The 22,817-nt window shown below is 66.9% G+C and carries 21 protein-coding genes; 11 read left to right on the forward strand and 10 right to left on the reverse strand.

Annotated features, from left to right (window positions below; translation table 11 throughout):
- Nucleotides 1-51: 51 nt before the first annotated feature.
- Nucleotides 52-1,320, forward strand: a complete 1,269-nt coding sequence (locus SLNSH_RS16250; protein ID WP_106338062.1) for a glycosyltransferase — start codon at nucleotides 52-54, stop codon at nucleotides 1,318-1,320.
- On the opposite strand, the gene SLNSH_RS16255 is transcribed toward SLNSH_RS16250, so the two are convergent.
- Nucleotides 1,285-1,800 carry a hypothetical protein gene (locus SLNSH_RS16255; protein ID WP_106338063.1) on the reverse strand — a complete coding sequence of 172 codons (516 nt, stop codon included), beginning with the start codon at nucleotides 1,798-1,800 and terminating at the stop codon, nucleotides 1,285-1,287. The genes SLNSH_RS16250 and SLNSH_RS16255 overlap by 36 nt on opposite strands.
- Before the next feature lie 554 nt (nucleotides 1,801-2,354).
- Here SLNSH_RS16255 and SLNSH_RS16260 point away from each other — a divergent pair.
- Nucleotides 2,355-2,975, forward strand: coding sequence for a response regulator transcription factor (locus tag SLNSH_RS16260; protein ID WP_158266781.1), 621 nt, complete (start codon nucleotides 2,355-2,357; stop codon nucleotides 2,973-2,975).
- 78 nt (nucleotides 2,976-3,053) lie between these two features.
- Here SLNSH_RS16260 and SLNSH_RS16265 read toward each other — a convergent pair whose 3' ends face one another.
- From SLNSH_RS16265 to SLNSH_RS16275, 3 genes are read right to left on the reverse strand one after another with little or no spacing between them, the layout of a single operon-like run.
- On the reverse strand, nucleotides 3,054-3,707 hold the full coding sequence (locus SLNSH_RS16265) for a PIG-L deacetylase family protein (RefSeq protein WP_106338065.1): 654 nt from the start codon (nucleotides 3,705-3,707) through the stop codon (nucleotides 3,054-3,056).
- Nucleotides 3,704-4,549 carry a sugar phosphate nucleotidyltransferase gene (locus tag SLNSH_RS16270; RefSeq protein WP_106338066.1) on the reverse strand — a complete coding sequence of 282 codons (846 nt, stop codon included), beginning with the start codon at nucleotides 4,547-4,549 and terminating at the stop codon, nucleotides 3,704-3,706. The genes SLNSH_RS16265 and SLNSH_RS16270 overlap by 4 nt, the downstream gene beginning before the upstream one ends.
- A 24-nt stretch (nucleotides 4,550-4,573) precedes the next feature.
- A complete protein-coding gene (locus SLNSH_RS16275; protein WP_106338067.1) occupies nucleotides 4,574-5,863 on the reverse strand; it encodes a class I SAM-dependent methyltransferase in 1,290 nt (429 codons plus the stop codon).
- A 177-nt stretch (nucleotides 5,864-6,040) separates the two neighbouring features.
- Here SLNSH_RS16275 and SLNSH_RS16280 point away from each other — a divergent pair, with 177 nt between their 5' ends.
- Nucleotides 6,041-7,072, forward strand: coding sequence for a glycosyltransferase family 2 protein (locus SLNSH_RS16280; protein WP_245422380.1), 1,032 nt, complete (start codon nucleotides 6,041-6,043; stop codon nucleotides 7,070-7,072).
- Nucleotides 7,073-7,100: 28 nt separating this feature from the next.
- On the opposite strand, the gene SLNSH_RS16285 is transcribed toward SLNSH_RS16280, so the two are convergent.
- Nucleotides 7,101-8,582, reverse strand: coding sequence for an oligosaccharide flippase family protein (locus SLNSH_RS16285; protein ID WP_158266783.1), 1,482 nt, complete (start codon nucleotides 8,580-8,582; stop codon nucleotides 7,101-7,103).
- Nucleotides 8,583-8,924: 342 nt separating this feature from the next.
- Here SLNSH_RS16285 and SLNSH_RS16290 point away from each other — a divergent pair, with 342 nt between their 5' ends.
- From SLNSH_RS16290 to rfbC, 3 genes are all read left to right on the forward strand, one after another.
- Nucleotides 8,925-10,370, forward strand: coding sequence for a glycoside hydrolase family 140 protein (locus SLNSH_RS16290; protein ID WP_158266784.1), 1,446 nt, complete (start codon nucleotides 8,925-8,927; stop codon nucleotides 10,368-10,370).
- Nucleotides 10,367-11,578 carry a polysaccharide pyruvyl transferase family protein gene (locus SLNSH_RS16295; protein ID WP_106338071.1) on the forward strand — a complete coding sequence of 404 codons (1,212 nt, stop codon included), beginning with the start codon at nucleotides 10,367-10,369 and terminating at the stop codon, nucleotides 11,576-11,578. Before SLNSH_RS16290 ends, SLNSH_RS16295 begins: the two co-directional genes overlap by 4 nt.
- A gap of 122 nt (nucleotides 11,579-11,700) precedes the next feature.
- A complete protein-coding gene (gene rfbC / locus SLNSH_RS16300; RefSeq protein WP_106338072.1) occupies nucleotides 11,701-12,240 on the forward strand; it encodes a dTDP-4-dehydrorhamnose 3,5-epimerase in 540 nt (179 codons plus the stop codon).
- Nucleotides 12,241-12,247: 7 nt separating this feature from the next.
- Here the strand turns inward: rfbC and SLNSH_RS16305 are convergent, their stop codons facing one another.
- The 3 genes from SLNSH_RS16305 to SLNSH_RS16315 all read right to left on the reverse strand — a co-directional run bounded on the left by SLNSH_RS16305 (nucleotide 12,248) and on the right by SLNSH_RS16315 (nucleotide 16,242).
- On the reverse strand, nucleotides 12,248-13,567 hold the full coding sequence (locus tag SLNSH_RS16305; protein ID WP_106338073.1) for a DUF4910 domain-containing protein: 1,320 nt from the start codon (nucleotides 13,565-13,567) through the stop codon (nucleotides 12,248-12,250).
- Between the two features lie 19 nt (nucleotides 13,568-13,586).
- Nucleotides 13,587-14,639: an NAD-dependent epimerase/dehydratase family protein gene (locus SLNSH_RS16310; RefSeq protein ID WP_106338074.1), complete on the reverse strand. Its 1,053-nt coding sequence runs from the start codon at nucleotides 14,637-14,639 to the stop codon at nucleotides 13,587-13,589.
- A 208-nt stretch (nucleotides 14,640-14,847) separates the two neighbouring features.
- Nucleotides 14,848-16,242: a glutamate-1-semialdehyde 2,1-aminomutase gene (locus SLNSH_RS16315; RefSeq protein WP_106338091.1), complete on the reverse strand. Its 1,395-nt coding sequence runs from the start codon at nucleotides 16,240-16,242 to the stop codon at nucleotides 14,848-14,850.
- A 334-nt stretch (nucleotides 16,243-16,576) separates the two neighbouring features.
- Here SLNSH_RS16315 and SLNSH_RS16320 point away from each other — a divergent pair, with 334 nt between their 5' ends.
- From SLNSH_RS16320 to SLNSH_RS16335, 5 genes are all read left to right on the forward strand, one after another.
- Nucleotides 16,577-17,662, forward strand: a complete 1,086-nt coding sequence (locus SLNSH_RS16320) for a glycosyltransferase (RefSeq protein WP_106338075.1) — start codon at nucleotides 16,577-16,579, stop codon at nucleotides 17,660-17,662.
- Nucleotides 17,663-17,805: 143 nt separating this feature from the next.
- Nucleotides 17,806-18,768 carry a hypothetical protein gene (locus tag SLNSH_RS24925; RefSeq protein ID WP_158266785.1) on the forward strand — a complete coding sequence of 321 codons (963 nt, stop codon included), beginning with the start codon at nucleotides 17,806-17,808 and terminating at the stop codon, nucleotides 18,766-18,768.
- Nucleotides 18,761-19,825: a GumC family protein gene (locus tag SLNSH_RS16325; protein WP_158266786.1), complete on the forward strand. Its 1,065-nt coding sequence runs from the start codon at nucleotides 18,761-18,763 to the stop codon at nucleotides 19,823-19,825. Before SLNSH_RS24925 ends, SLNSH_RS16325 begins: the two co-directional genes overlap by 8 nt.
- Nucleotides 19,826-19,866: 41 nt before the next feature.
- A complete protein-coding gene (locus SLNSH_RS16330; protein ID WP_106338077.1) occupies nucleotides 19,867-21,300 on the forward strand; it encodes a hypothetical protein in 1,434 nt (477 codons plus the stop codon).
- A gap of 239 nt (nucleotides 21,301-21,539) precedes the next feature.
- Nucleotides 21,540-22,331, forward strand: coding sequence for a sugar transferase (locus SLNSH_RS16335; protein WP_106338092.1), 792 nt, complete (start codon nucleotides 21,540-21,542; stop codon nucleotides 22,329-22,331).
- Between the two features lie 7 nt (nucleotides 22,332-22,338).
- On the opposite strand, the gene SLNSH_RS16340 is transcribed toward SLNSH_RS16335, so the two are convergent.
- Together SLNSH_RS16340 and SLNSH_RS24930 are read right to left on the reverse strand one after the other, a co-directional pair.
- On the reverse strand, nucleotides 22,339-22,629 hold the full coding sequence (locus SLNSH_RS16340; RefSeq protein WP_106338078.1) for a hypothetical protein: 291 nt from the start codon (nucleotides 22,627-22,629) through the stop codon (nucleotides 22,339-22,341).
- A 14-nt stretch (nucleotides 22,630-22,643) separates the two neighbouring features.
- The gene (locus SLNSH_RS24930; protein WP_158266787.1) at nucleotides 22,644-22,805 is read right to left on the reverse strand and encodes a hypothetical protein; all 162 of its coding nucleotides are present in this window, start codon (nucleotides 22,803-22,805) and stop codon (nucleotides 22,644-22,646) included.
- Between the last annotated feature and the right edge of the window lie 12 nt (nucleotides 22,806-22,817).

Genomic DNA, 22,817 nt, shown 5'->3' on the forward strand with positions numbered 1-22,817 from the left:
CGCATGCGGGGTTAAACGGAATGGCGGCCTTCCGGCATCGAGAATCGCGGCATGGACGTTCTGTTCGTACATAACAACTTCCCCGGTCAGTACCGCCACATTGCGCGCGCGCTCCAGCACATGGGCGGCTTCCGGCTTTTCGGGATCGGCGCCAAGACGGCCCCCGGCCTGCCGGGCGTGACCACGGCGCGCTATACGCTCGACGGCATGGAGCCGGCGCGCGACGTCCATCCCTTCGCCCGCCGGTTCGAAGGAGAGATGCGCCGGGCCGCCGGCGTCATTCGCGCGGCGGTGCAGTTGCGGGACGCGGCCGGGATGGACCCCGCGGTGGTCCTGGTCCACCCGGGATGGGGCGAGAACACGCCGTTGCGCAGCCTGTTTCCCCGCGCCCGGATGATCAGCTTCTGCGAATTCTACTATGGGCCGGGCGCTGACGTGGGCTTCGACCCGGAGTTCTCGAACCCAACCCCCATGGATTACACGCGCCTGAACGCCTGGAACGCGAGCACGCTTCTGGCGCTGACCGACAGCGACGCCGCGATCGCGCCGACCGAGTGGCAGCGCAGCCGCTACCCCGCTCTGTTCCGGCCGATGATCCATACGGTCCATGACGGCGTGGACACGCGCGTCGTCCGCCCCGGCCCGGCTGAGCTCTGGGAGCACGGGGACCTGCGGATCGAGCCGGGCGAGGAGATCATCACCTTCGTGGCCCGCAACCTCGAACCCTACCGCGGGTATCATATCTTCATGCGCGCCCTGCCGCGCATCCTGAAGGCGCGCCCAAGCGCGCGCGTCGTGATCGTGGGCGGCGACGGGGTCTCGTATGGCGCGAGGCCGCCACAAGGCCAGACCTGGCGGCAGATCTTCCTCGACGAGGTGAAGGATAGCCTGGACCTGGCTCGGGTGTCGTTCACGGGCGCCCTGCCCTACGACGCCTACCTGCGCCTGCTCCGGCACTCGCGGGCCCATGTCTACCTGACCTACCCGTTCGTCCTTTCGTGGTCGATGCTGGAGGCCATGGCCTCGGGCTGTCTGGTCGTCGGATCCGCGACGGAGCCCGTGCAGGAAGTCATAGCGCACGGGGTGAACGGGCTGCTGACACCCTTTTTCGACCAGGACGCCCTCGTGGAGGCCGTCGTCTCGGCGGCCGCGGAGCCGGAGCGCTACGCTCCCCTGCGGGAGGCGGCGCGCAAGACCGTGGTGGAGCGTTACGACCTCACCACGATCTGCCTGCCGCGGCAGCTTGCGATCATGCGGGTAGGCTCGGAGCAGTCGACGGCGACCCTACTCGCCGCGCCCTCGTCTGCGGGGCACGCGTGAGATCTGGCGCCAGCGCTGGGATCGGGACGGCGTCCGGCCGGCGCGTTGGCCCTGCTCCGGCTCGGGACCGATAGGCCGGTCGGCCAGCCACCAGCACCAGCGGTTGGCGTGACGGATGCTGACGAACTGTGGGGCCTGGGACAAGCTGGAGGAGAGCGACGCACGGGTGCCCGGGCGGCCGCCGAAAGCCGGGACCAGGCGGATCAGCTCGTCGATCGGCATGGGCTCGCCGCGGGCTTCCAGCACGCGCTGGGCCGCCTCGGCCTGGGTGACCCGCACCGCCAGATCGATGGCGCTACCACGACCAGCGGGCGCCGGCGGAGGCGCCTCCGACCCGCCAGACCCGCCCGAAGCCGCCTCCATGCTCCTGATCGCCGAGTCCAGGGCCAGCAACGTCCTATAATCCGCACTCTGCGCCTTCAGCCGCGTGTGCAAGTCTTCCCAAAGCGATTTGAGCGTCTCCAGCGACGTCTCGACCATGGTCTTCCCCCTAGGGTGGGGCCGCGTTGATCGGCGCATTCGCGCGCAGACGTTTCCTCCCTGTACACCCTGACTCGATTTCGAAATGGTTAATAAGTTCGTTTGGACTAGATCGACCGACGCAGAGGGCCTGGAAACACCTCACTTTTTGTGCCCCGGACGTGAAATATCGCCAACCTCTTAATTTGCATTAACGTTTTAAGGCCGTCAGTCCGTCAATTTGACCAACGACGGCAACTTCTGGGTGAAAGACGGTTGATCTCGCTCCTCCCAAACCAATGCGAACCAACCGCCCCTAAACCAAAAGGAACCGTCGGGCCGAAATCAAGCAAGAACATCTGCTTCGCTCGCTTCGGCCAAGGAAGACACAACCCTAGAACAGGGGCGGTCGCCAGTATGACCTTATCTTCATCTGGCGACGGGAACTGCGGAGCTGTCCGATGCAACATATGACTTTCGAGGCGTTGGGGAAGGTGGGAAGCCAAGGGGGACAGGCGGCGCCTGTTGCTGCTTCCGCCTCCACCCATCTCGTCCTTATTGATGATCGCGTGCTCATGCGTGACTGCCTCGCCCGGTGCTTGCGCGCGCTTGATCCTTCGCTCGAGATCCACGCCTTCCCGAACGTGCGGGCCTGGCTCGACGCGGACCTGCAGACGGACGAACCGCCGCTCGTCATGGCCTTCCGCAGCGCCCGCAAAGGCGTGGACGAAGAGATGCAGCGAGAGATCGCCAATCTGGCCAAGGGGGAAAACCCGCCGCCCGTGGTGATCGTCTCCGATGCGGAGGACTTCGAGTCCATCCTCGGCGCGCTCGAGAACGGCGCCCGCGGGTATATCCCGACCAGCGTCAGCCTGGACGTGGCGTTCGGCGCGCTGGGTCTGGTGAAGGCGGGCGGCGTCTTCGTGCCTGCTTCGAGCCTGGTCCAGCAACGCCCGGCGGGAGCCCAAATTCCTGCCCGGATCGAGCCCCAGGATCTGCCCTTCACGAGCCGCCAGGCGGCCGTGGTCAATGCGCTGCGCCAGGGCAAGGCCAACAAGATCATCGCCTACGAACTCAACATGTGCGAGAGCACCGTGAAGGTGCACGTCCGCAACATCATGAAGAAGCTGAAGGCTCGCAACCGGACCGAGGTGGCGTACAAAATCAACACTTTGTACTCGCACGCTCAGCTCTGACTTCAAGCCGTTCAGCATCGAACCGAAAAAGCTCCCGGCGCTCTCGTCGGGAGCTTTTCTTTATTGCGCCCCCCGCGCTCAGAGCACCAACTTGCGGACGTAGAAGCCTTCGGCGAAGCGCTCGGGCGCGCGGCATTCCATCCCACGCAGGCGCGCCAGCCCCAGGAAGGTGTCGTTGTCGAACCAGTCCTTGGAGCGCTGGGTGCCGAAGTGCTTCATGAGCAATTCGCACTTGCGCCGCATGGCGGCCTCCGTGGCGGGCACGAACAGGTTGGGCTGCCCCAAGTCGCCGTCCCACTTGGGGATTTCGTATTCCAGGATCACGTGGTCCCGGAACGCGTTCCAGGTCAGCTCGTTCAACAGGCGATGATCCTGGTGGGCGTCGCCGGCCCGGTGGGTGAGGACCACGTCCGGGGCCGGCGCGACCGCCCGGACATCCCCGACCCATTCCTTGATCGCCTCGCGCTGGGCCGGGAAATAGCTGTCCCGGAAGGCTCCCAGTTCGATCTTCAGGGACGCTGCCCCCGCCGCGAAATCCGAGGCCGACGCCGTGGCCTCCGCGGCCCGGGCTTCCACGGCGCTCAGCACGCACCAGGTGAGGTCCAGCTTCACGCCAGCGGCGATCCATCCCAGGATGGTCGCGCCGGCGCCGATCTCGATATCGTCCGAATGGGCTCCGATGGCGAGCACGGACAGGCGCTCGCCGGGGCGCACGAGGGAGAGCGGCCTCATGAGGCGGCCACGCTCGCCTTCGCGGGGGCGACCTGGGGCGCGGGCTCCGGCGGCCGCTTGGCCAGGAGGTCCTGGCGCTTCTTCCAGGGCATCTCGCCGCGCTCGACCATGTCCTCCAGCATCTGGCGGTCGCGGAGCGTGTCCATCGAGCGCCAGAAGCCCTCGTACTTGTAGGCCATGAGCTTGCCTTCGGCGATCAGGCGCGAGAAGGGCTCCATCACGAGCTCCTCGCCGTCGTTCATGTAGTCGAAGATCTCGGGGCGGAGCAGGAAGTAGCCGCCGTTGATCCAGATCTCGGAACGATCGGAGGTGCGGAACTCGCGCACCATGCCGTCCGGCCCGATGTCGGCCAGGTGGTAGGTCAGCGGCGGCCGGATGGCCAGGAAGCAGGCCAGCGCCCCGCTCTTCTCGAACTTCTCCACCATGTCGTCGAGATCGACGTCGGTCAGGCCGTCGCTGTAGTTCGCGGCGAAGATCTTCTCGTTCTTCACGTGATCGCGCACGGCCCACAGGCGCGAACCGATGTTGCGCCAGATCCCCGTGTCGATCATCGTGATGCGCCAGTCCTCCTTGGGCTCGTCGAGCAGTTCGACCCGCGAGCCGAAACCCGAGACGATGCAGTCCGAGAAGGCCTGCGGCTTCAGGTTCAGGAAGAAATCCTTGACGATGTTGGCCTTGTAGCCGAGGCACAGGACGAAGTCCTTGTGCCCGTACTGACTGTAGTAATCCATCACGTGATGCAGGATCGGCTGGTGGCCCACCGGGATCATCGGCTTCGGGATGCTCTCGGAATATTCGCGGATACGGGTTCCAAGCCCGCCGCAGAACAGCACGACCTTCATGGCGGTTCTCCTCGAAACAGCGGGCTAGAGCGCGCGCGGGTCGATGACCTCGACCTCGGGAATCGGGATCACGAACTTCCCGCCCCAATCGCCGATGTGACGCATCTGCTGGACGATCTCGTCCTTCAGGTTCCAGGGCAGGACCAGCACATAGTCGGGCCTGGCCGCCGCGAGCGCCTCGACGGGCCGGATCGGGATGTGCATGCCGGGGGTGAAGCGGCCATGCTTGTAGGGATTGCGGTCCACCGTGAAGTCGAGGAAATCGACGCCGATGCCGCAATAGTTCAGCAGCGTGTTGCCCTTCCCCGGGGCGCCGTAGCCCACGATGGTCTTGCCCTCGTCCTTGGCGGCGATGAGGAAGGACAAGAGCCGCCGCTTGGTGCGCTTCACCTGCTCGGAGAAGGCGGCGTAGGTCTCGATCCTGCGGAAGCCGAGGCGCTGCTCCCGGGCCAGGAGTTCGAAGACTCGCGGGCCGGTCGGCCGCGCCGAACCTTCATGCGCCAGGTACACGCGCAGCGAGCCGCCATGGGTCGGCAGCTCCTCCACGTCGATCAGCTTCAAGCCGTGGCGAGAGGCCATGCGCTCGACCGTGATCAGCGAAAAGTAGGAGAAGTGCTCGTGGTAGATCGTGTCGAACTGGTTGCCTTCCATCAGCCGCTGCAGATGCGGGAACTCGAGCGTGACAACGCCCTCAGGCTTCAGCAGCAGCTTCATGCCGCCCACGAAGTCGTTGAGGTCCGGCACCTGCGCGAGCACGTTGTTGCCGGCGATGAGATCGGCCTGGCGGCCCTCAGCAACCAGCTGCTTCGCGAGCCGCACGCCGAAAAAGTCGACGACCGTCGGCACGCCCTTCTCCACCGCCACCTTGGCGACGTTGGCCGCGGGCTCGATGCCGAGCACCGGGACGCCGAGCGGCAGGAAATGCTGCAGGAGGTAGCCGTCATTGCTGGCGAGTTCGACCGCGAGGCTCTGCGGCCCCAGGCCGAGCCGGTCCTTGATCGACTCGCAATAGCGCTTGGCGTGCGCGACCCAGGAGGTCGAATAGGAGGAGAAATAGGCGTATTCGGTGAAAATGTGCTCCGGCGCGACGTATTCCTTCAGCTGCACCAGGAAACAGTCGTCGCAGACCAGCACGTTCAGCGGGAAATACGGCTCCATCGCGTCGACCTGCGCAGCCTCCAGGAAGCTTTCGCACAGCGGCGACATGCCGAGGTCGACGAAGCCGTAATGGAGACCCTTGCCGCACAGGCGGCAAGCCGATTGCTGCGACTTGTCCTGCAGCCGCACGTTTGCGAGTGAACCGGCAGTCGACATTTGAACCCCGCGAAATCCTTTTACTTCAGCAATGCAATTGTAGAGGCCGTCGACACCCGTCCAACTTGGCAACTGGGATGCGGCGCTCAGCCTTCGGAGCTATGTTCGATCGATGGTGGTACACCCCGCGTCGATGCTTGTGCTTTGGGATGCCTTTGATCGCGGATGTTGATCTTGGTGCGGGACAGAGACATCCGTACCCTTTCAGAGGATCAAGCGGGGGCGCAGATCACGATGGCGAAAGTCGACGTTCTCATTCCATGCTACCAATATGGGCGGTTCCTCCGATCCTGCGTCGAAAGCGTCCTTACGCAGGACGTGGACGTCCGGATTCTTATTATCGACAACGCATCGACCGACGATTCTGCTGAAATCGCCCATGCCTTGGCGCATCAATACGACCGCGTGACAGTCCGCGCTCGCGTCAAGAACCTCGGCCACACGGCTTCCTTCAATGAAGGCGTGGACTGGGCGGAGGCTGACTACTTCGCCATCCTTTCGCCAGACGACATGATGGCGCCCGGCGCACTGCGGCGTTCCATCGCGATCATGGACGCCCACCCCGACGTCAGCTTCGCCCATGGCCGAGCTGTCTCCATTTTTCCTGGCCAGGCGGCCGCCGCTCCGCCCGAAGCCGGGCAGCCGGTCAGCTGGTCGATCGTCGATGGGCGGGAATTCGTGGGACGGTTCTGCGAAACCGGCGTGAACCTGCTGTCGCAATGCGCCACCCTGGTGAGGACCTCGGCGCAGAAGCGCGCCGGATATTTCCGGCCCGAGCTGCCGCATACCGATGATTTCGAGATGTGGATGCGCCTGGCTTCGTACGGCCCCGTGGCCGAAACGGAGGCTTGCCAAGGCATCAGTCGGATCCACGGGTCCAACATGTCGGCGTATTTCCATTCCGCGCCGACCCGTAACCTTGACCAGACCCGACTCGCGTTCGAGTTCTTCTTCGCGCACGAGGGGCGCCGCTTCCCAGGCAGCGCCGAAATGGCGGATCTCGCCCGCCGGCGTCTCAGCCAAAGGGCGTGGTGGTCCGCCATGTCGCACCTTCTCCGCGGCAAGCCGCGGATGGCCTGGGACCTGTACTGCTTCGCTGCGCGCCTGTCGCCGGTCACGGCCGCCGTGCCGCCGTTGACCTATCCGCTGCGCACGCGCCTTCCGCAGTCGCTGCTGGCGCACATGCGGGGCTTCCGCCTCGGCCGATAACGGCGCGCGGTTCGCTCGTCTGCGACGTTCAGGCGGCGGAGCGCCTCGCGTCGAGATAGCGGACGAGCCGCCCCCACGCCATGGCGCCGAGATCGCCGATGTCGCGAAAGAGCCTGTTGCGTGTCAGCTTGAGGCCGATCACCCATCCCGCCGCTGAGCCCACGATCGCAACCAGCAACTGGGACAGGCTCGCATAGGAGAAGTCCCATCCGTTCGCCGCAGCCATGGCGAGAGGCGCGGCGCACGTGATCAGGCCGAGGCCCAGGTTCGCGATGCAAACGCGCGCAAGGTCCGCCCAGGCAAAGCCGATGCGCCGGCGGACGAAGATCTGAACCACGATGGTGTTGATGGGGATCGTCACGAAGAGGCTCAGCGCCAGCCAGGTCAGACCATTCATGGCGGCGATCACGGTGATCACCGCGCAGATTGGGCGATTGATCAGCGTGGACAGCAGCATCGGGCGCACCGCTCCGGCGGCGACCATCACCCCGTAGGTCACCTGCGTGGGGATCACCATCAGACTGGCCAAGGCCATCAGGCGCACGATCGGGACCACCTCGCCCCACTGCGGGCCGAGCAGGATCCGCACGATGGGCTCGGTCAGCACCGCCACCAGGGCCATGGCCGGAAATTGCAGGCTCGTGAAGTAGGAAATGGCGCTCACGTATTGAGGCGCGAGCGGCCGGTTCGCCCTGGCCTCGGCCGCGAAGGCGGGAAACAGAACCGGCGCGAGGCCGGAGATCAGCACGCGGTCGGGCAACTGCACGACAAGGGTGGCGCGATTGAAGAGGCCGACCACGTGGAAAGGTTGGGTCCTGCTCAAGACAAGAACAGGCAGCATCTCGTACAGCGAGCCCAGAAGGGCCGTGGCGCTCGTGAAGCCGCCGAACGCAACGACCCGACGCCAACCCCGGGCCGACGGCCAGTAATTGCGCCAGCTCCAATCCCGTCCGTTCTTCATCGCCAGCGCCAGAGTGGTCAGGGAGCCGAAAAGCAGCCCCCATCCGAAGCTCAAGATCCCGTAGCCCGCCGCCGCGAGCCCGAGGGTGGTCGCCGCGTTCACCAGGCATGTGGCGACGTTGATCTGGGCGATGCGGCCGAACTCCATCTCCCGGCGCATCAAGCTCATGATCGGCCGTTCGAAGGGACCCGGCAGGAGGGAGGCTGCGATCAGGTACGTGTAAGCGTGGATGTGCTCACCCTGGTAGAAAGACCCGATCCATCCGGCCCCCAGGACGAGACCGACGGCGATGAGAAGCGAGATCGCCAGCATGGCGGTGTATGCGGCCCGGACGTCGCCCGATCGCAAACGCGGCTGCTGGACCAGGTAGCCGGTGGGGATGTCGCGCACTGTTTCCGAAAAGGCCACCACCATGGCGCCCAGGGCGGAAACGCCGACTTGCTCAGGCGTGAGGAGGCGCGAGATCCCGGCGACAAGCGCGAAATTGGTGAGCAGATTCACGTAACGTTCGGCGGTGGTGTAAACGAGCGCGCGCCGGATACTGGACATAGGGTCTCCAATGATCTCGCGCGTTCGACCAGCGACGCCGGGCATCGCTCCGCCATGTTACATGCGCGCCGCACTCTGCGACGAGACCTCCCTTTCGTAGCGTGATCTTTCGGCGAGTAGACCTGCCGCTTTCTGCAAAGCCGTCCCCCCTAAGAGGTAGGCGAGCCTGAGCCCGGGCAAGAGTTTGCGCGCGTGGGGCCGCCGTCTTTGGCCCCGCGCTCGCATCGGAAGAACCGGTGGGCTGGCGCCCCGCCCTTATGGATGACTGTATCGGACGGCCGAGCCGGCGATCATGGCGATGATCAAGGCGCTCAGCGCCAATCTCCATGGAGAATCTCCAGGATGTCTGTGTTCAGACGGAAGGAGCCCTGCCATTTCAGCCGCCGCATGGCTTTGGGCGCCTTCTTGGTCGGCGCGTGGAAATTGCTGTCGCCCCAGCGGGCCACCGCGGCTGGGCCCCAGGAAGCCGGAGCGTTCCAGGGCGCTTCGAACCAGGGGAGCGTCGCCGTTCCCCGCTTCCCGCTGCGGATATCCGCAGATCAACGCCATCTCGTGGACGCGAACGGCGCGCCCTTTCTGGTGCACGGCGACACCGCTTGGTCCCTGATCGGAGACCTTTCCCTGGAAGATGCGGCGCTGTACCTCGACGATCGCGTCCGCCGCGGCTTCAACACGGTCCTCGTTTCTCTCCTGGAACACTATTACTCGCGTTCCGCGCCGCGAAACGCCTACGGAGAGTCGCCATTCCTGAGTGGAGCGGATTTCGGCGCGCCCAACCCGGCCTATTTCGATCGGGCCGAGCAGATGCTCCGCCTGATCAAGGACCGGAGACTGCTGGTGCTGCTGACACCGGCCTATATCGGCGCGGGCGGCGGGCAGGACGGATGGTACAAGGAGATGAGGGCGAACGGGCCCGACAAACTCAGGGCCTACGGGCGCTGGCTGGGCCAGAGGTTCAGCCATTTCGACAATATCGTGTGGGTGAACGGCGGGGACTACAACCCGCCCGACAAGGCTCCTATCCGCGCCATCGCGGAAGGCCTGTTCGAAGCCGATCCCGGGGCGCTTCAAACCGTTCACAACCAGCCTGAAACCGCCGGTTCGGACTACTGGCCAGACGAGCCCTGGCTCAAGCTGGACACCGTCTACACCTACGGTCCCGTCTACCTTCCTGCGCGGCGCATCTTCGCCCGGGGCGGTCGCCCATTCATCATGATCGAGAGCGCCTACGAGTACGAGCACGATGCGACCGAGCAGCGCCTCCGCACCCAGGCGTGGCAAGCCCTGCTTTGCGGGGCAGCCGGCCAAGTGTTTGGAAACAACCCGATCTGGCATTTCAACGGCCCGGGACTCTTCAGCGCTCCTATGACCTGGCGAGAGGCGCTGAACAGCCGGGGGGCCCAGAGCATGTCGCACTTGGCCAAGCTGATGGCGGAACTTCCGTGGTGGACGCTCCGGCCCGACAATTCGGACGAGCTGCTCGCGGGCGGACGCGGAACGGCTCCGAGCCGCGCCGTGGCGGCCAGCTCGCCGGATGGATCCCTTGCGCTGGTCTACACGCCGGATCGTCGCGTGCTGCACCTCGCCACGCGGCTGCTTGGCTCGCAACCGCGCGGCGAGTGGTTCGACCCTTCCAGCGGCGACGTCCACCAGGCCGCGCTGGCGTCCACCGAAACAGGCCTGCTGAGCGCCTCCACACCCGGCCGGAACGCGGCAGGCTTCGAGGATTGGGTCCTGGTCATTCGAGCCGGCGCCGATGTCGCCGAAGGAGCTTCGACGAAGCAATGAAGCGCATCGCCCTTTTCGGTTTCTTTGGCATCGGCAATCTCGGCAACGAGGGATCGCTGGAGGCGGTGCATGCAGTGCTTCGCACCGCAGCGCCCACCGCGGAAATCGTCTGCATCTGCGCCGACCCGGACGTGGTGCGGGCGACGCATGGGATCGCGGCCCAGCCGATCAGCAGCCCCCGCAAGGGCGGATCGGGCTTCCTCGGCAAGTGGCGCAACCTCGCCTATGCGGTCCAGGAGGCCCGTCGCTTTGATCTGATCCTTGTTCCCGGAACCGGCATCCTGGATGACTTCGGCATGGGGCCGTTCGGAATGCCTTACGCCGTCTTCCGCTGGACGCTGGCCGCCCGGCTCGCGGGCGTTCCCTTCGCCTTCGTGAGCATCGGGGCCGGCCCAGTCGTCCATCCGCTCAGTCGCATCCTGGTCCGGGCGGCGGCGTGGCTGGCCGCAAGCCGCACCTATCGCGACCAGAATTCGAAGGACTTCCTCGAGAGCATCGGCTTCCGCACCGGGGACGACCGCGTTCTGCCAGACGTCGCTTTTCTGCTGCCGCCCCCGCCCGCCTCGGACACCGTCGAGGCCAGCTCGACAGTCGGGGTCGGCCTGATGTCCTACTATGGCTGGCGCTGCGATCCCGAGAGCGGGTCTGCGATCTACAGCCGCTACATCGGCCAGATGATCGACTTTTGCGAATGGCTTCTGCGCCAGGGTCGCCGCATTCGCTTCCTGATCGGGGAGGATTCCGATCTCCAGGCCGTTTCCGACGTCCAAAGCGCGTTGCAGGAGCGGTGCGGCGATCTCTCAGGCCGCATCGATCTCGAGCAGCCGCACTCCCTGGGCGACCTCATGCGGCAGATCGGGCAAACGGATGCCGTGGTCGCGACCCGCTTCCACAACATCGTCTGCGCCCTGAAGGTCGGAAAGCCAACCATCTCGATCGGCTATGCGGCCAAGAACGACGTGCTCATGCAGCAGGCTGGGCTCGGAGAGTATTGCCAGCAGCTGGAGCAGCTCGATCCCGCGCGGTTGCAGGAGCAGTTCCTGGCGCTCTGGGCCGACAGGCGCCGCGCCGCCGCGCAAGCTTCTTCGTTCGCCCAAACGGCCCGCCAGGTTCTCGATGTGGAACTCGTCTCGCTGATCCGTGGGCTGACGGAGGATGACCGCAGGGCCGCCGCCGCGGCGCCCGGGCTTTCTCAGGCTCGAGGCTGAGGGGCTCGAGACGCCAAGATGCCGATGCCGAACCAAGACAACCATACGAATTCGCAAACCGGGCGCCGAGGGCCGTATTCCTGTCTCGGCGTGGACCTCGGCCGCCGCAAAGGATAAACGCCATGCGCTTCGTCTCCTCCACGGTCGCCGGCGCGTACCTCATCGAGATCGACCCCGCCCGTGACGAACGGGGTTTCTTCGCCCGCACCTTCTGCGCCGACGAGTTCACCAAGCGGGGACTTGAGACGGACTTCGTGCAGCACAGCACGTCGTACAACGTCCAGCGCGGCACGCTGCGGGGCATGCATTTCCAGCGCGAGCCCCACCAGGAGGCCAAGGTGGTGCGATGCCTGCAGGGAGCCATCTGGGACGTGGTGCTGGACCTGCGCCCGAGTTCGCCGACCTACCGGGCATGGCAGGGCTTCGAGCTCTCCTCCTCCAACCGGCGCCAGCTCTATATCCCGAAGGGGTGCGCCCACGGCTTCCAGACCCTGACGGCCGACGCCGAGGTCGGGTACCTGATCTCGACCCGCTATGCGCCCGAGGCCGCCGCGGGCGTCCGCTTCGATGACCCGGCCTTCGGCATCTTGTGGCCGCTGCCGGTCGCGGCGATGTCGCCCAAGGACGGCGCCTGGCCCCTGTTCGAGCCGGCCAGAGCCTGAGCGGCCGCTACGGGGCGTCGACGAGAAGGCCCGCCCCCAGCGCCGCGTCGGCGGCGGCGCAGATCGACGCAAAGGGCAGGCCCGAGCGCTCCGCCATGTCCAGCAGCGTGTGTCGGCCGTCAGCCAGGTTCAGGGTCCAGAGCAGGGCCATGTGGCGGTCGGGACTGGCTGGCGCCCCGCCGACGCTGCCGTAGAGGCCGTATTTGCCGAGCTGAGGCTCGCATTCGGGCCGGGTGCGCTTCAGCAGCCGGTCGCCCTCCAGGATGTCCAGCGCCGCCACGATCAGGTCGTAGGAAGACGCCAGGTGCTCCGGAGCGATGAAGGACAGGTTGTCGGCCGAGGTGTGGTACTCGGGAAAAGTCCCGAACAGGCTGCGCTGGAACAGCCCTACCGGCAGGTCGAAGCCGGGCGAGCAGTATTGCCGCTCGTCGTAGCCGTAGGGCGAGAAGTCGAGGACGCGGGAGCCGGGCGCCTGGTGGCGCAGCACATGCGCCATCGCGCGGTCGATCACGGCCTCGCCTTGCCGGCTGCGCTTGTAGTTCGGCGCGCCGGCGTCGCCCACGCAGGACAGAACCAGGCCATGACGGATCCGCGCCGCGCGGTCTCGGTTGAGGGCCAGCCAGGCGATCGCGCCGATGGATCCGGGGGCGAAGATGAGGCGGTAGGTGTAGCGCGTCTCCACCGCCTGCAGCCGGTTGGCCAGGGTGGCCAGGAGCGCGAGGCCCGAGCAATTGTCGTTGGCGAGGGAGGGATGGCAGATGTGGGCCGAGAGCAGCACCTCGTCCGCCGTCGCGCCCTGCTTCACGACCTCCCCATAGGTCAGCGATCCGGGCCGGAACTCGGAGTCGACGCAGACCTCGTACTCACCCTCCGGAAGCGCCTCGAGCTGGCGATGGCTCATGCAGAAGCCCCAGCGCTCGGCGTAGTAGGAGGTGCGGTAGGGGATGAGGTCCGGCTGGTCCGGCAGGGTGAAGACGTGCTCGCGCAACTGGGCCAGCGGCAGGCGCGCCCGGACCGGCGCGCTGTAGTTCAGGACGTGCAGGTTGCAGTCGGCGAAGTCGACCACCTTGCGGCCGGACGGATCCTTGATCCAGGCTTCCCGGATCACCCATTCGGGCGGGATGGTCCAGTCGAACACCTGCGTGCCGCTGGGGACTTCGCGCACGGCGATGGGGGCCCGGCCGCCCAGCTCCCGGAGCGTGGCCCGGACGCCGTCGCCGGTGATGCTGCGGCAGATCGGGAAGATACGGGCGGCGAGGTCGTAGATCTCCTCGCCGACGCCGCCCCCCGACAGGCGGGAGGCCAGGTTCGCCCCAGGGGTCGCCATGCCTCGCCTCCCGCGTCGATCACTCGGCCGCCACGCGGGGCGGCTGCGCGACGCGATGCAGCCGGCCGTCGATGACGCCCTCCGCCATGAGCTTGCGGACGTGGCTGATGCGCTGGTAGCGCGGCCCCTCGAATTCCTCGAGGGTCAGGCCGGAGCTGCGGTAGGCCTCGTAGAGCTGGACCGCCCCCTTGCGGACGTCCCACTTGGGCGCGAAGCCGAGCACGCGCTTGATCTTCTCGAAGCTCACCCGGTACGAACGCTTGTCGGGCCCGGCGTCCGCGGCGAACTCGAGCTTGCAGCCGGGCACGACGTCGGCCACCACCTCGGCGATCTCGCGGATGCGGTAGTTATGCTCCGTACAGCCTACGTTGAAGGCCTGGTTGCGCACCGCGTCCGCGGGCGCCGCGAGGGCGGCGATGAAGGCGGCCGAGATGTCCTCGATATGGACGATGGGGCGCCAGGGCGAACCGTCCGACTTCAGGTAGATCAGCTTGCGGGTGACGGCCCAGGCCACGAGGTTGTTCAGCACGATGTCGAAGCGCTGGCGCGGGGAAAGGCCATAGGCCGTCGCGGGGCGCAGGTAGACCGGGCAGAAGCTCTCGTCGGCCAGGGGAGCAATGTCGCGCTCGGACCAGACCTTGGACTCGCCATAGGCGCTGACAGGGTTGAGCGCCCCGGTCTCGTCCATCAGCTGGTCGCCGGCAAGGCCGTAGTTGCTGCAGGACGAGGCCATCAGGAAGCGCTTCACGCCCGCCTGCTTGGCGAGGCCGGCAAGGCGCACGCTGGCCCGGTGGTTGATCTCGTGGGTCACGTCCGGGTCCAGGTCGCCGAGCGGATCGTTGGACAGGGCCGCCAGATGGATCACCGCGTCGAGCCCGCGGAGGTCGTCCACGGTGGCGTCGCGCACGTCCTTGCGCAGGGTCGGGGCCGGGACGATGGAGCCGCCCGGAGCGTAGGTGCAGTCGGCGTAGAGGTCCGTGTCCAGGCCCACCACCTCGTGGCCCGCCCTGAGGAGAAGCGGGACCATCACGGTTCCAATGTAGCCGAGGTGGCCGGTGACGAGAACTTTCATCTTCTTCCCCCTTCAGGCGAAAAGCGTGTCGGTTCAATTCTGTTGGGCGCCAGCTTGACCCAGGAACGCGTTCAGGCTGACAGCGACGAAGGTGGGCGCAGCGCGTCCGCGCATGTCGTCTTTGGAGGTAGTCCGGGCAGACCGTCCCGGGGTCGCCAAGGGTTCGCCTAGCCCGGGGGCCGGCCGGGCGAACCCGCGGCGCCTTCGCCTAGTTGAAGGCGCGATAGACGATGCGCGACGGGCGGCCGACGAGGTGTCGCGCGTAGCCGTCCTCCAGAGCCCGGGCGTAGACCCGCAGGGCGCCGTCCAGGGCGTCCGCCGTCCGCGCCACGTCGTCGTCGGTATGGGAATAGCTGACGACGAGGGACGGACACAGGACCCCGCGGGCGATCATCTCCTGCAACAGCAAGGACCGGTATCCCTGGGACGGCTTGCCGTCGGGATCCGTCGAGGCGAGCACCATGTTGCACGGCTTGCCGAGCACCTTCACGTGGGCCTGCAGGCCATGGGTCGCGATGACCTCCTCCAGGGCGGCGCGCAGTCGCGAGCCGATCGCGTCAAGGTGCTCGATCACGGGCTCCCGGCGATAGACCCCGATATTGGCGATGCAGGCGGCCAACGCGTGCGTCTCCGCCCCGTGCGTGGTCGAGAGCAGGAACACGCGCGGACGGTCCGTGTGCTCGAGGCCGCCCAGCCGCATGAACTCGCGCTTGCCGGCGAGCGCGGACACGGAAAACCCGTTGGCCAGCGCCTTGCCGAAGCATGACAGGTCGGGGTCGACGCCATAGACGCCCTGCGCTCCGTCCAGCCCCCAGCGGAAGCCGGTGATCATCTCGTCCAGGATGAACAGGGCGCCCCTGGCGTGGCAGAGGTCCACCATGGCCTGCAGGTAGCCTGCCGGCGGATCCTCCATGCGGGCCGCCTCCATGATCACGCAGGCGATGCGGCCTGGATGGGAGTCGAACAGCGCCCGCGCGCTCTCCAGGTCCCCATAGCGGAAGCCAACCGTCAGGGCCTGCACCTGGGCGGGGATGCCTGCGTTCATGACTGTCGAGCCGATGAACCAGTCGTCCGTCGAGAAGAAGGGATGGTCCGAGCAGATCGCCACCATGTCGCGGCCGGTGTAGGCGCGGGCGAGCCGCACCGCGCCGGAGGTCGCATCCGAGCCGTCCTTGCAGAACTTCACCATTTCGGCGTTGGGCAGGACGCCCAGGAGCGCCTCCGCGCAGGCTACCTCGATGGCGGCCGGGCGGGTGAAGTTGCACCCGTGCTCCAGCTCCGCCCGCGCCGCCTCAAGCACCTCGGGAAAGGCATGTCCGAGGCCGACGGCGCGGTTGCCCATGCCGTACTCGACATATTCGTTGCCATCCACGTCCCAGACATGGGCCCCCTGCCCGCGCGCGATGAATCCCGGAGACAGGATGGGGTATTGATCATCGCCCTTGGCGTAGGTGTGGGCTCCGCCAGGGATGAGCCGGTGCGCCTTCAGGCGCAGGCGATTGGACTGTTTGAATTCGAGCGACACGGCCGAGCCTGCGTCCGCGCGGAGCTCCAGCTCCGCCTGGGTTGAGTTCGGCGACTCGGCCAAGATGCCCAGCGACATGAACCGGCTCCTCATCGGATTGCGGCTGCGCGTGCGCCGCGCCGCGCAGCCGGCCCAGCCGGCGCGCATCAGGACAGTGAGCGCCCTTTCGGCGCAGGGAGGCGCCACGTCGCGCTTCCCGTTTCCATTAGGCCTCACTGCCGACCGCAGAGAGAGACGGCCAATAGACGAGCGCCTATGTCGTTCGGCTTAGGAGGCCGTGTCCTGGCAAGCGCGGAAATGACCATTGTGACACCCTGCCTGGCGGGTCATCCCCCCATTGGCCCGGTCCGGGGCCCGTTACGAGGCGCCTAGGATAGGGCGCCGCAGTGGCACGATCGGGTGAACATTCGCAATGGCATCCCAACAATACGTGGCCGACTTCTCGCTGGCGCTCCTCAATCGGACCGGCGCCTACCACGTCTGCCGCGACATCATCGTCAACCTTCCGGAGCGGTTCTCGGGAGTGCGCTACTGGCGCGCCGTCCTGCCGCGCGAGCCGCGGGGCCTCGTTCGCAAGCTCATGGCGCGCGCCATGATCTACGAGCTGTCCCATTGGCGCGCGAAGGCGCCGCCGAAGGATGCGAGCGACCGGGCCGGGCCGCCTACCCTGTACCTGGACCCGCTTTACGTCCTGCAGGCGCGGCTGGGAGAAAACGACATCGTGCTGTGCCACGACGTGGGGCCGGTGAACACCGTCGGGCTTTTCGACGACACCACGACGGCGATGTACCGCGCCGCCTACGCGAAGATCCAGCGCGCCAGGCCCGGGATGGTGTTCGTGAGCGAGGCGTCGCGTCGCGAGTTCGTCGCGTGCTTCGGGAGCGACTTCCGGTTCCTGAAGGTGATCCCGCTCTATGTCCGCCCCGGTTCGGACCAGGGCGATCTCGTCGCCCCGGCGGGTGTGGCCAAGCCGTTCCTGCTCACGGTCGGGGCGCTGGAGGTGCGGAAGAACTACCTGCGCGTCCTGGAGGCGTTCGCCCGATCGGGGCTTGCGGAGCGCGGCTACTCCTATGTGTTCTGCGGCCCCCGGGGGAACAACACGGAAGCCATCGAGGCTGCGGCGGCCCGGACTCCCGGAGCCCGCTATCTTGGCTTCTGCAGCGACGCCGAGATCCGCTGGCTCTACCGCAACGCTTCCGGCTTCGTGCTGCCGAGCCTGCTGGAAGGGTTCGGCCTGCCGGCGCTCGAGGCCGCCCAGCACGGCCTGATCTCGCTGGTCAGCACCCATGAGGTCCAGCGCGAGGCGGTCGGGGACGGAGCCGTGATGGCGGACCCGCTTTCGGTCGAAGCCATCACGGAGGGCCTTCGCCACCTGGTGGACATGCCGGAGCCGGAACGGCGCTGGCGTCTGGAAAAGGCCAAGGCCCAGGCCGCCAGCCTGTCCTTCGACCGCTACATCGCGAACTGGTCGGCCCTGCTTTCCGACGCCCGCGCCTAGGCGATGGCCCGTTCACACAGGCCCCCCGGGCTGACTGCCCCCAAAGGGATAGTCGCCTTACCCCGTTCGAGCACGTTCATTCCCTTTGCGGGTCCACCTAGGCTCGCCAGAGGGCCGGCGAGTCTTAGGCCCCGAGGTCACCCATGCCTACGCTTACGCCGTTCCGTCAGGTCTTCAGCATGTTGCGCCGCCAGGGCTCCGGCGGCGCGCCCGCGCGGACCGGTTCGATCTGGGGCGAGGACCTCGCCGAAGCCGGCCCGCTTGCGAGCCTGGGCACGCGGGACTGGGCTTCAACGACGGACGACGAGCTCGTCCTTTACGCGCCCGGGTTGGGCTCGGTCTCTCGCCACAGCAGCCCCGCCGGCCTGGACGCGCTCGGGCAGTGCATCGAGGGGGCCCTCGCGGCGGCAGCGGATCGATTGTCCGAACGCTTCGGCCAGGACCCGGCCGACATCGCCGCCCTGCTGCGCCGCGCCGGGGTGGTCACGGCCGGGACAGGGCTGCGGCTCTCGAGCGACAGGGCTCCCGGCGACGCCGCGCGCGTCCGGATCGCAGAGCCTGCGGCGGCGGCCTGGATCGCCGAGGGCTGCGCGCTCGCATCGCTGGACCGGATCGCCCGGGCCTGCGCGACCCCGGATGTTCGCCAGGCCTCATTCGAAACAGAAGCGAACGACGACGGGTTCGCCAGCGCCGTGGTCGCGTCCGCGGTCGGCTGCGTGAACGTCGCGCACTGGGCGCCGCGCTACGCGGCGATGCACGAAAGCCTCACGCTGGCCGCCTGGCTGGGCTGCCTGCTCCGGGGGCGGTCAGCCTTTCTCCCCGAATGGCTCGCGGAAATCGCCCTGGACTTCGTCGCAGACCCCCACGGCGGCCAGAATGGAGACGTCGGAGACGGCGTGATGGCGGGCCTGATCGCCCATGCTGTCGGCTTCGATCGACTCAGAGAGGCCTGCGCGGCGGCCGTCGCCCGCCGCCGAGCCATTCTCGTCGCCCCGCAACTGTCGTCAGGCTTGCCGTTCGTCGACCTCCCCCCGTGGGACGAAGGACTCGCGTCGACCATCGCCGCGCGCCTCGCGCCCCATCGCTCAGGACTTCGCAATGCTTGATTCCGTGCAGAATCGCCGCCCGCCTGTGGAGCCGCACCCAGCTCCGCACAGCGAATATATCCGGCCCGCCGATCTGGCCCGTTTCACAAAACGAAACATCTCCATCATCGGAGCATGCACGCTCGCAGGCCTGGCACTCGGCGCGCTTTATGTGAACACGGCCGAACCCATCTATCTGGCGAAAACGCAATTGCTGATCGCCACTCGCACCCCGCAGCTGCTGCGCGACCAGGTGGGCGAGGTGGTGTTCTCGCTCGACAATGCGCAGGTGGAAAGCCAACTGGCCGTGCTGCGGTCGGAGAACAATTCGTCCGCGGTTATCGACCGGCTTCACCTGACGGACGACCCCGAGTTCGTCTCTCCCAAGCCCGGCCTGCTCGGCCGCATCACCGGCATGTTCGGCTCGCCTCCGCCCGCGCTCGGCGACTTCGAAAGGCGGCGCATCGCGATCAGTTCGTTCGAGCAGGGCCTCGACGTGCGGCGCGTCGGGCTTTCCTACGTGATTGAGATCTCATTCGCCTCGCGGGAGGCGGACAAGGCCTCCCGCATCGCCAACGCCACGGCGGCCGCCTACATCGATGGCCAGGTGGAGTCCCGCCTCGAGGCTGCGCGGCAAGGATCGGATTGGCTGGAGAGCCGCATCAGCGACATCCGCGGCCAGCTGAACGCCGCCGTCGAGCGCGTGCAACAGCTCAAGTCGAGCCACGACTACCGCGTCGTTCGAGAACCAGAGGCGGGCCCCGACGGGCGCGCCCGGCCGACGCTGGAAGAGCTGGAAGCGACCGCCGCGACCTATCGGAAGATCTACGAGACGTTCCTTCAGTCCTATTCGGAAGCCGTCCAGCGGGAATCGGCTCCGGCCCCGGACGCTCGCGTGATCACCCCGGCGACCCGCCCGCTCTCGAACACCTATCCGCGCACCCGGCCCATCCTGGGGCTGTCCGCGGTCCTGGGCGCCATGCTCGGGTTCGGGATCGCGCTCATCCAGCACACGCGGCGGAGGCATCCGACCTGGGCGGCCGAACGCCGGCCCGAGCTGGCGCGCGAAGGGGTCTAGGCCTTCCGGCCCGGCATGACCGTTACCTGAAGGGCGCTGACATGGAACCTTCCATTCCGGGCCTCATCGTCTGCGCCGTGATCATCCTGATCGGCGCCTTCCTCCGCGCCCCGATCATCCTGGGCCTGCCGATCGCCTTGGCTTTCGGCGCGACCTCGATCGGAGCCGTCAAGGCGCTTGGCGGCTCCACCCCCCTGATCAGCGTCGTCTTCGTTCTCGTCCTGCTCGGGCTGGCCTCCATCCGTCGTTCGCTTCTGTCCGAATGCGCCACCCTCTTCCGGGAACATCCCATCGCGTGGGTCGCCGTGGCGCTGGGCCTGTACAGCTTTTCGAGCGCGATCATCCTGCCGCGACTGTTCGCGAGCCAGACGACCGCCTTCGTGCCTGTGTCGGGCTATGTCGTGGAGGTGCCCCTCGAACCCGTGTCCGGCAACATCACGCAGACGGGCTACCTGATCCTCGGCATTCTGACCTACCTCATCCTGAGCATCAGGCTCCGGAGCGACGTCCTCCTCCGGCGAGCCGGTCAGGGCCTGTTCGCCTTCGTGATCGCCGAAGCCTCCCTGGGAGTGGCGGACGCGCTCGGGAAAATGAGCGGCGCGGGCGACTTGCTGAAGCCCATTCGCTCCGCCAGCTACGCCATGCTCACGGAAGCCGAAGAAGCGGGCTTCGCCCGGCTCGTGGGCGGGTACTCCGAGGCGAGCGCGTTCGGAGCCGCATGCCTGGCCTGCATCGCCTTCTGTTACGTGTACTGGCGCAGGACAGGCTCCAGGCGAGCCTTGGCGCTCGGCGTTCTGATGCTGTTGCTGACGCTGCTGTCGACCTCGTCGACCAGCTATGTCGGGCTCGCGGCGCTCGGCGTTCCTGTTGTCATCAGCTTTGTGCGGGCCGTGCTCACAGACCGCCTCACAAAGGAGGATCTCGCGATCGCGGTCGCCGGGATCTTCGGCGCGATGGCGGTCGTCGGCATCATGCTTCACGACGACCACGCCCTCGATTCCGTGTTCAAGCTCGTGGACTCCACCCTCCTGAACAAGGCCAATTCGGGGTCGGGCCAGGAGCGCACTTATTGGAACATGCGCAGCCTCGCCTCATTCGTAGACACGTATGGGCTGGGCGTGGGATTTGGCAGCTCGCGAGCCTCCAGCTGGGTGGTGGCGGTGCTCTCGCAACTTGGCGTCGTGGGCACTGCGCTCATGATGACGCTTGTTGGACATCTCACGTTCGCCGATCTCAGGGTCGACCCGCGCTCGCCCCTGGCGAAGACGGCCGCAACCGCTGCGGCCGCCCGGGCTGCGGCTCTGACCTATCTCCTCGCCCAGTCCATCAGCGGCGGAAGCGCCGACCCAGGTTTGCTCTTCTTCTATGCCCTCGCCGTCGTCGGCGCGACGCGGCTTCGGCTGGAGGCGCAGCCCGACCGGAGCGCGAGCCCCGTCGCGCAACTTCAGGTCCTGACCGGGCGAGCCTCGCTTTGAGGCTCCTGCCCCTGTTCCGAAACGCGCGACTTCTATCCTGCGCTGGCGGCCGGGCGGCCTTCGGGAAGTTTCATAACCCCTTAGAGCGAGGCTTATCTGCAGCCCTTCACCCACATACCCCTTTTGCTCGCCTTTGAGCGACAAGGCCTTGTAACGACAGTTGCTTTGAAGACTAGGCGTCAGTGTCGCCGAACAGCGTGAGACAACTGAAGTTGGTTCGAAGCGTCATCAAGGACCGGATGCAGGACCAGCCCAGCAGCATGCTTGCGGTTTCGGCCGTGACACGGACCCGGGTGAAGGAGGCGTCCGCCTTGGCACCATTCGCCACCCCAAGCGGCGTTCAGGGTTTCGACCTTGCCGCCGAACAGACGACGACGACCGCCGAACTCGCGCGCCGCGGACCTGATACGGGCGCCGCCGTCGGGGGTTGGCCCAAGCGCGTCCTGGACCTCGCGATCGCGCTTCTGGCCCTCGTTCTCCTCCTGCCGATCATGCTGTTCATCATGGCGCTGATCAGGGCCAAGATGGGCGGCCCGGTGATCTACTCCCATACCCGCGTCGGGCAGAACGGACGCCCGTTCAGCTGCCTGAAGTTCCGCACCATGGTGAAGGACTCGGACCTGGCGCTTCGCCGGCACCTGGCGAGCGACCCGGCCGCCGCGCGGGAATGGCGGGAATTTCGCAAGCTGCACAATGACCCCCGGGTCACGCCGCTCGGCGCCATGCTGCGCAAGTCCAGCCTCGACGAGCTGCCGCAGTTGTTCAACGTCTTGCGCGGGGACATGAGCTGCGTGGGCCCGCGCCCGGTGCCCGCGGACGAGCTCGAGCGCTACGGCGCGCACGCGGCCGACTACGCGCGCGCGCGCCCGGGCCTCACGGGCCTGTGGCAGACGAGCGGGCGCAACCTGCGCACCTACGAGGAGCGCATCGCCCTCGACTGCGAGTATGTCCAGAACTGGTCGCTATGGTCCGACGTGGTGATCCTGGCCAAGACCATCCCGGCGGTGATGAACTTCGACGAGACCGCCTGAGCGCGGCTCAGCGGGTCAGGCGGACGTTGCGGCTTCTTTGCGCGGGGTGCGAGGCCGCCTCCTGGCGGCGCTGCGCGGCGCGCCAGGTCAACAGCACGCCAAGTCCGAAGCCAGCCTGCAGAGCCGCGACCCCGGCCACCACGCGTATGACGATGCGGCTGGCGGGCCATTCGAGAGCCAATCCGGTCGCGAGCAGGCCGAAGAGGGCGAGCGCCGAGGCGACGATCAGCGCCGGCGCTCGGAAGCGCGTTCCCAGGAGGAGGCCGCTCAGGCCGATGGCGCACAAGGCCCAGGTCACGATGGTCTCTCCAGTCAGCCCAGCATCGGCGTTCGATCTCCTCGAATCGCAACAGAGTCTAAGCACTGACGACCAACTTTGGCGAAAAGATAGTTACCGTTTTCCCTAACGCGGAACTGGCCGAGGGTTTTCCCGATCACCGCGAATTGCGCAAACGCCTCGTCATCGCTCGCCACGCACCGAATACC

It is taken from the genome of Alsobacter soli, assembly GCF_003004785.1.
Taxonomy (GTDB): domain Bacteria; phylum Pseudomonadota; class Alphaproteobacteria; order Rhizobiales; family Beijerinckiaceae; genus Alsobacter; species Alsobacter soli.

Excerpts from the sequence above, each read along its gene's own strand:
- SLNSH_RS16250 (WP_106338062.1), top strand. The coding sequence starts at position 52 with ATGGACGTTCTGTTCGTACATAACAACTTCCCCGGTCAGTACCGCCAC.
- SLNSH_RS16255 (WP_106338063.1), bottom strand. The coding sequence starts at position 1,800 with ATGGTCGAGACGTCGCTGGAGACGCTCAAATCGCTTTGGGAAGACTTG.
- SLNSH_RS16260 (WP_158266781.1), top strand. The coding sequence starts at position 2,355 with ATGCGTGACTGCCTCGCCCGGTGCTTGCGCGCGCTTGATCCTTCGCTC.
- SLNSH_RS16265 (WP_106338065.1), bottom strand. The coding sequence starts at position 3,707 with ATGAGGCCGCTCTCCCTCGTGCGCCCCGGCGAGCGCCTGTCCGTGCTC.
- SLNSH_RS16270 (WP_106338066.1), bottom strand. The coding sequence starts at position 4,549 with ATGAAGGTCGTGCTGTTCTGCGGCGGGCTTGGAACCCGTATCCGCGAA.
- SLNSH_RS16275 (WP_106338067.1), bottom strand. The coding sequence starts at position 5,863 with ATGTCGACTGCCGGTTCACTCGCAAACGTGCGGCTGCAGGACAAGTCG.
- SLNSH_RS16285 (WP_158266783.1), bottom strand. The coding sequence starts at position 8,582 with ATGTCCAGTATCCGGCGCGCGCTCGTTTACACCACCGCCGAACGTTAC.
- SLNSH_RS16290 (WP_158266784.1), top strand. The coding sequence starts at position 8,925 with ATGTCTGTGTTCAGACGGAAGGAGCCCTGCCATTTCAGCCGCCGCATG.
- SLNSH_RS16295 (WP_106338071.1), top strand. The coding sequence starts at position 10,367 with ATGAAGCGCATCGCCCTTTTCGGTTTCTTTGGCATCGGCAATCTCGGC.
- rfbC (WP_106338072.1), top strand. The coding sequence starts at position 11,701 with ATGCGCTTCGTCTCCTCCACGGTCGCCGGCGCGTACCTCATCGAGATC.
- SLNSH_RS16305 (WP_106338073.1), bottom strand. The coding sequence starts at position 13,567 with ATGGCGACCCCTGGGGCGAACCTGGCCTCCCGCCTGTCGGGGGGCGGC.
- SLNSH_RS16310 (WP_106338074.1), bottom strand. The coding sequence starts at position 14,639 with ATGAAAGTTCTCGTCACCGGCCACCTCGGCTACATTGGAACCGTGATG.
- SLNSH_RS16315 (WP_106338091.1), bottom strand. The coding sequence starts at position 16,242 with ATGTCGCTGGGCATCTTGGCCGAGTCGCCGAACTCAACCCAGGCGGAG.
- SLNSH_RS16320 (WP_106338075.1), top strand. The coding sequence starts at position 16,577 with ATGGCATCCCAACAATACGTGGCCGACTTCTCGCTGGCGCTCCTCAAT.
- SLNSH_RS24925 (WP_158266785.1), top strand. The coding sequence starts at position 17,806 with ATGCCTACGCTTACGCCGTTCCGTCAGGTCTTCAGCATGTTGCGCCGC.
- SLNSH_RS16325 (WP_158266786.1), top strand. The coding sequence starts at position 18,761 with ATGCTTGATTCCGTGCAGAATCGCCGCCCGCCTGTGGAGCCGCACCCA.
- SLNSH_RS16330 (WP_106338077.1), top strand. The coding sequence starts at position 19,867 with ATGGAACCTTCCATTCCGGGCCTCATCGTCTGCGCCGTGATCATCCTG.
- SLNSH_RS16335 (WP_106338092.1), top strand. The coding sequence starts at position 21,540 with ATGCAGGACCAGCCCAGCAGCATGCTTGCGGTTTCGGCCGTGACACGG.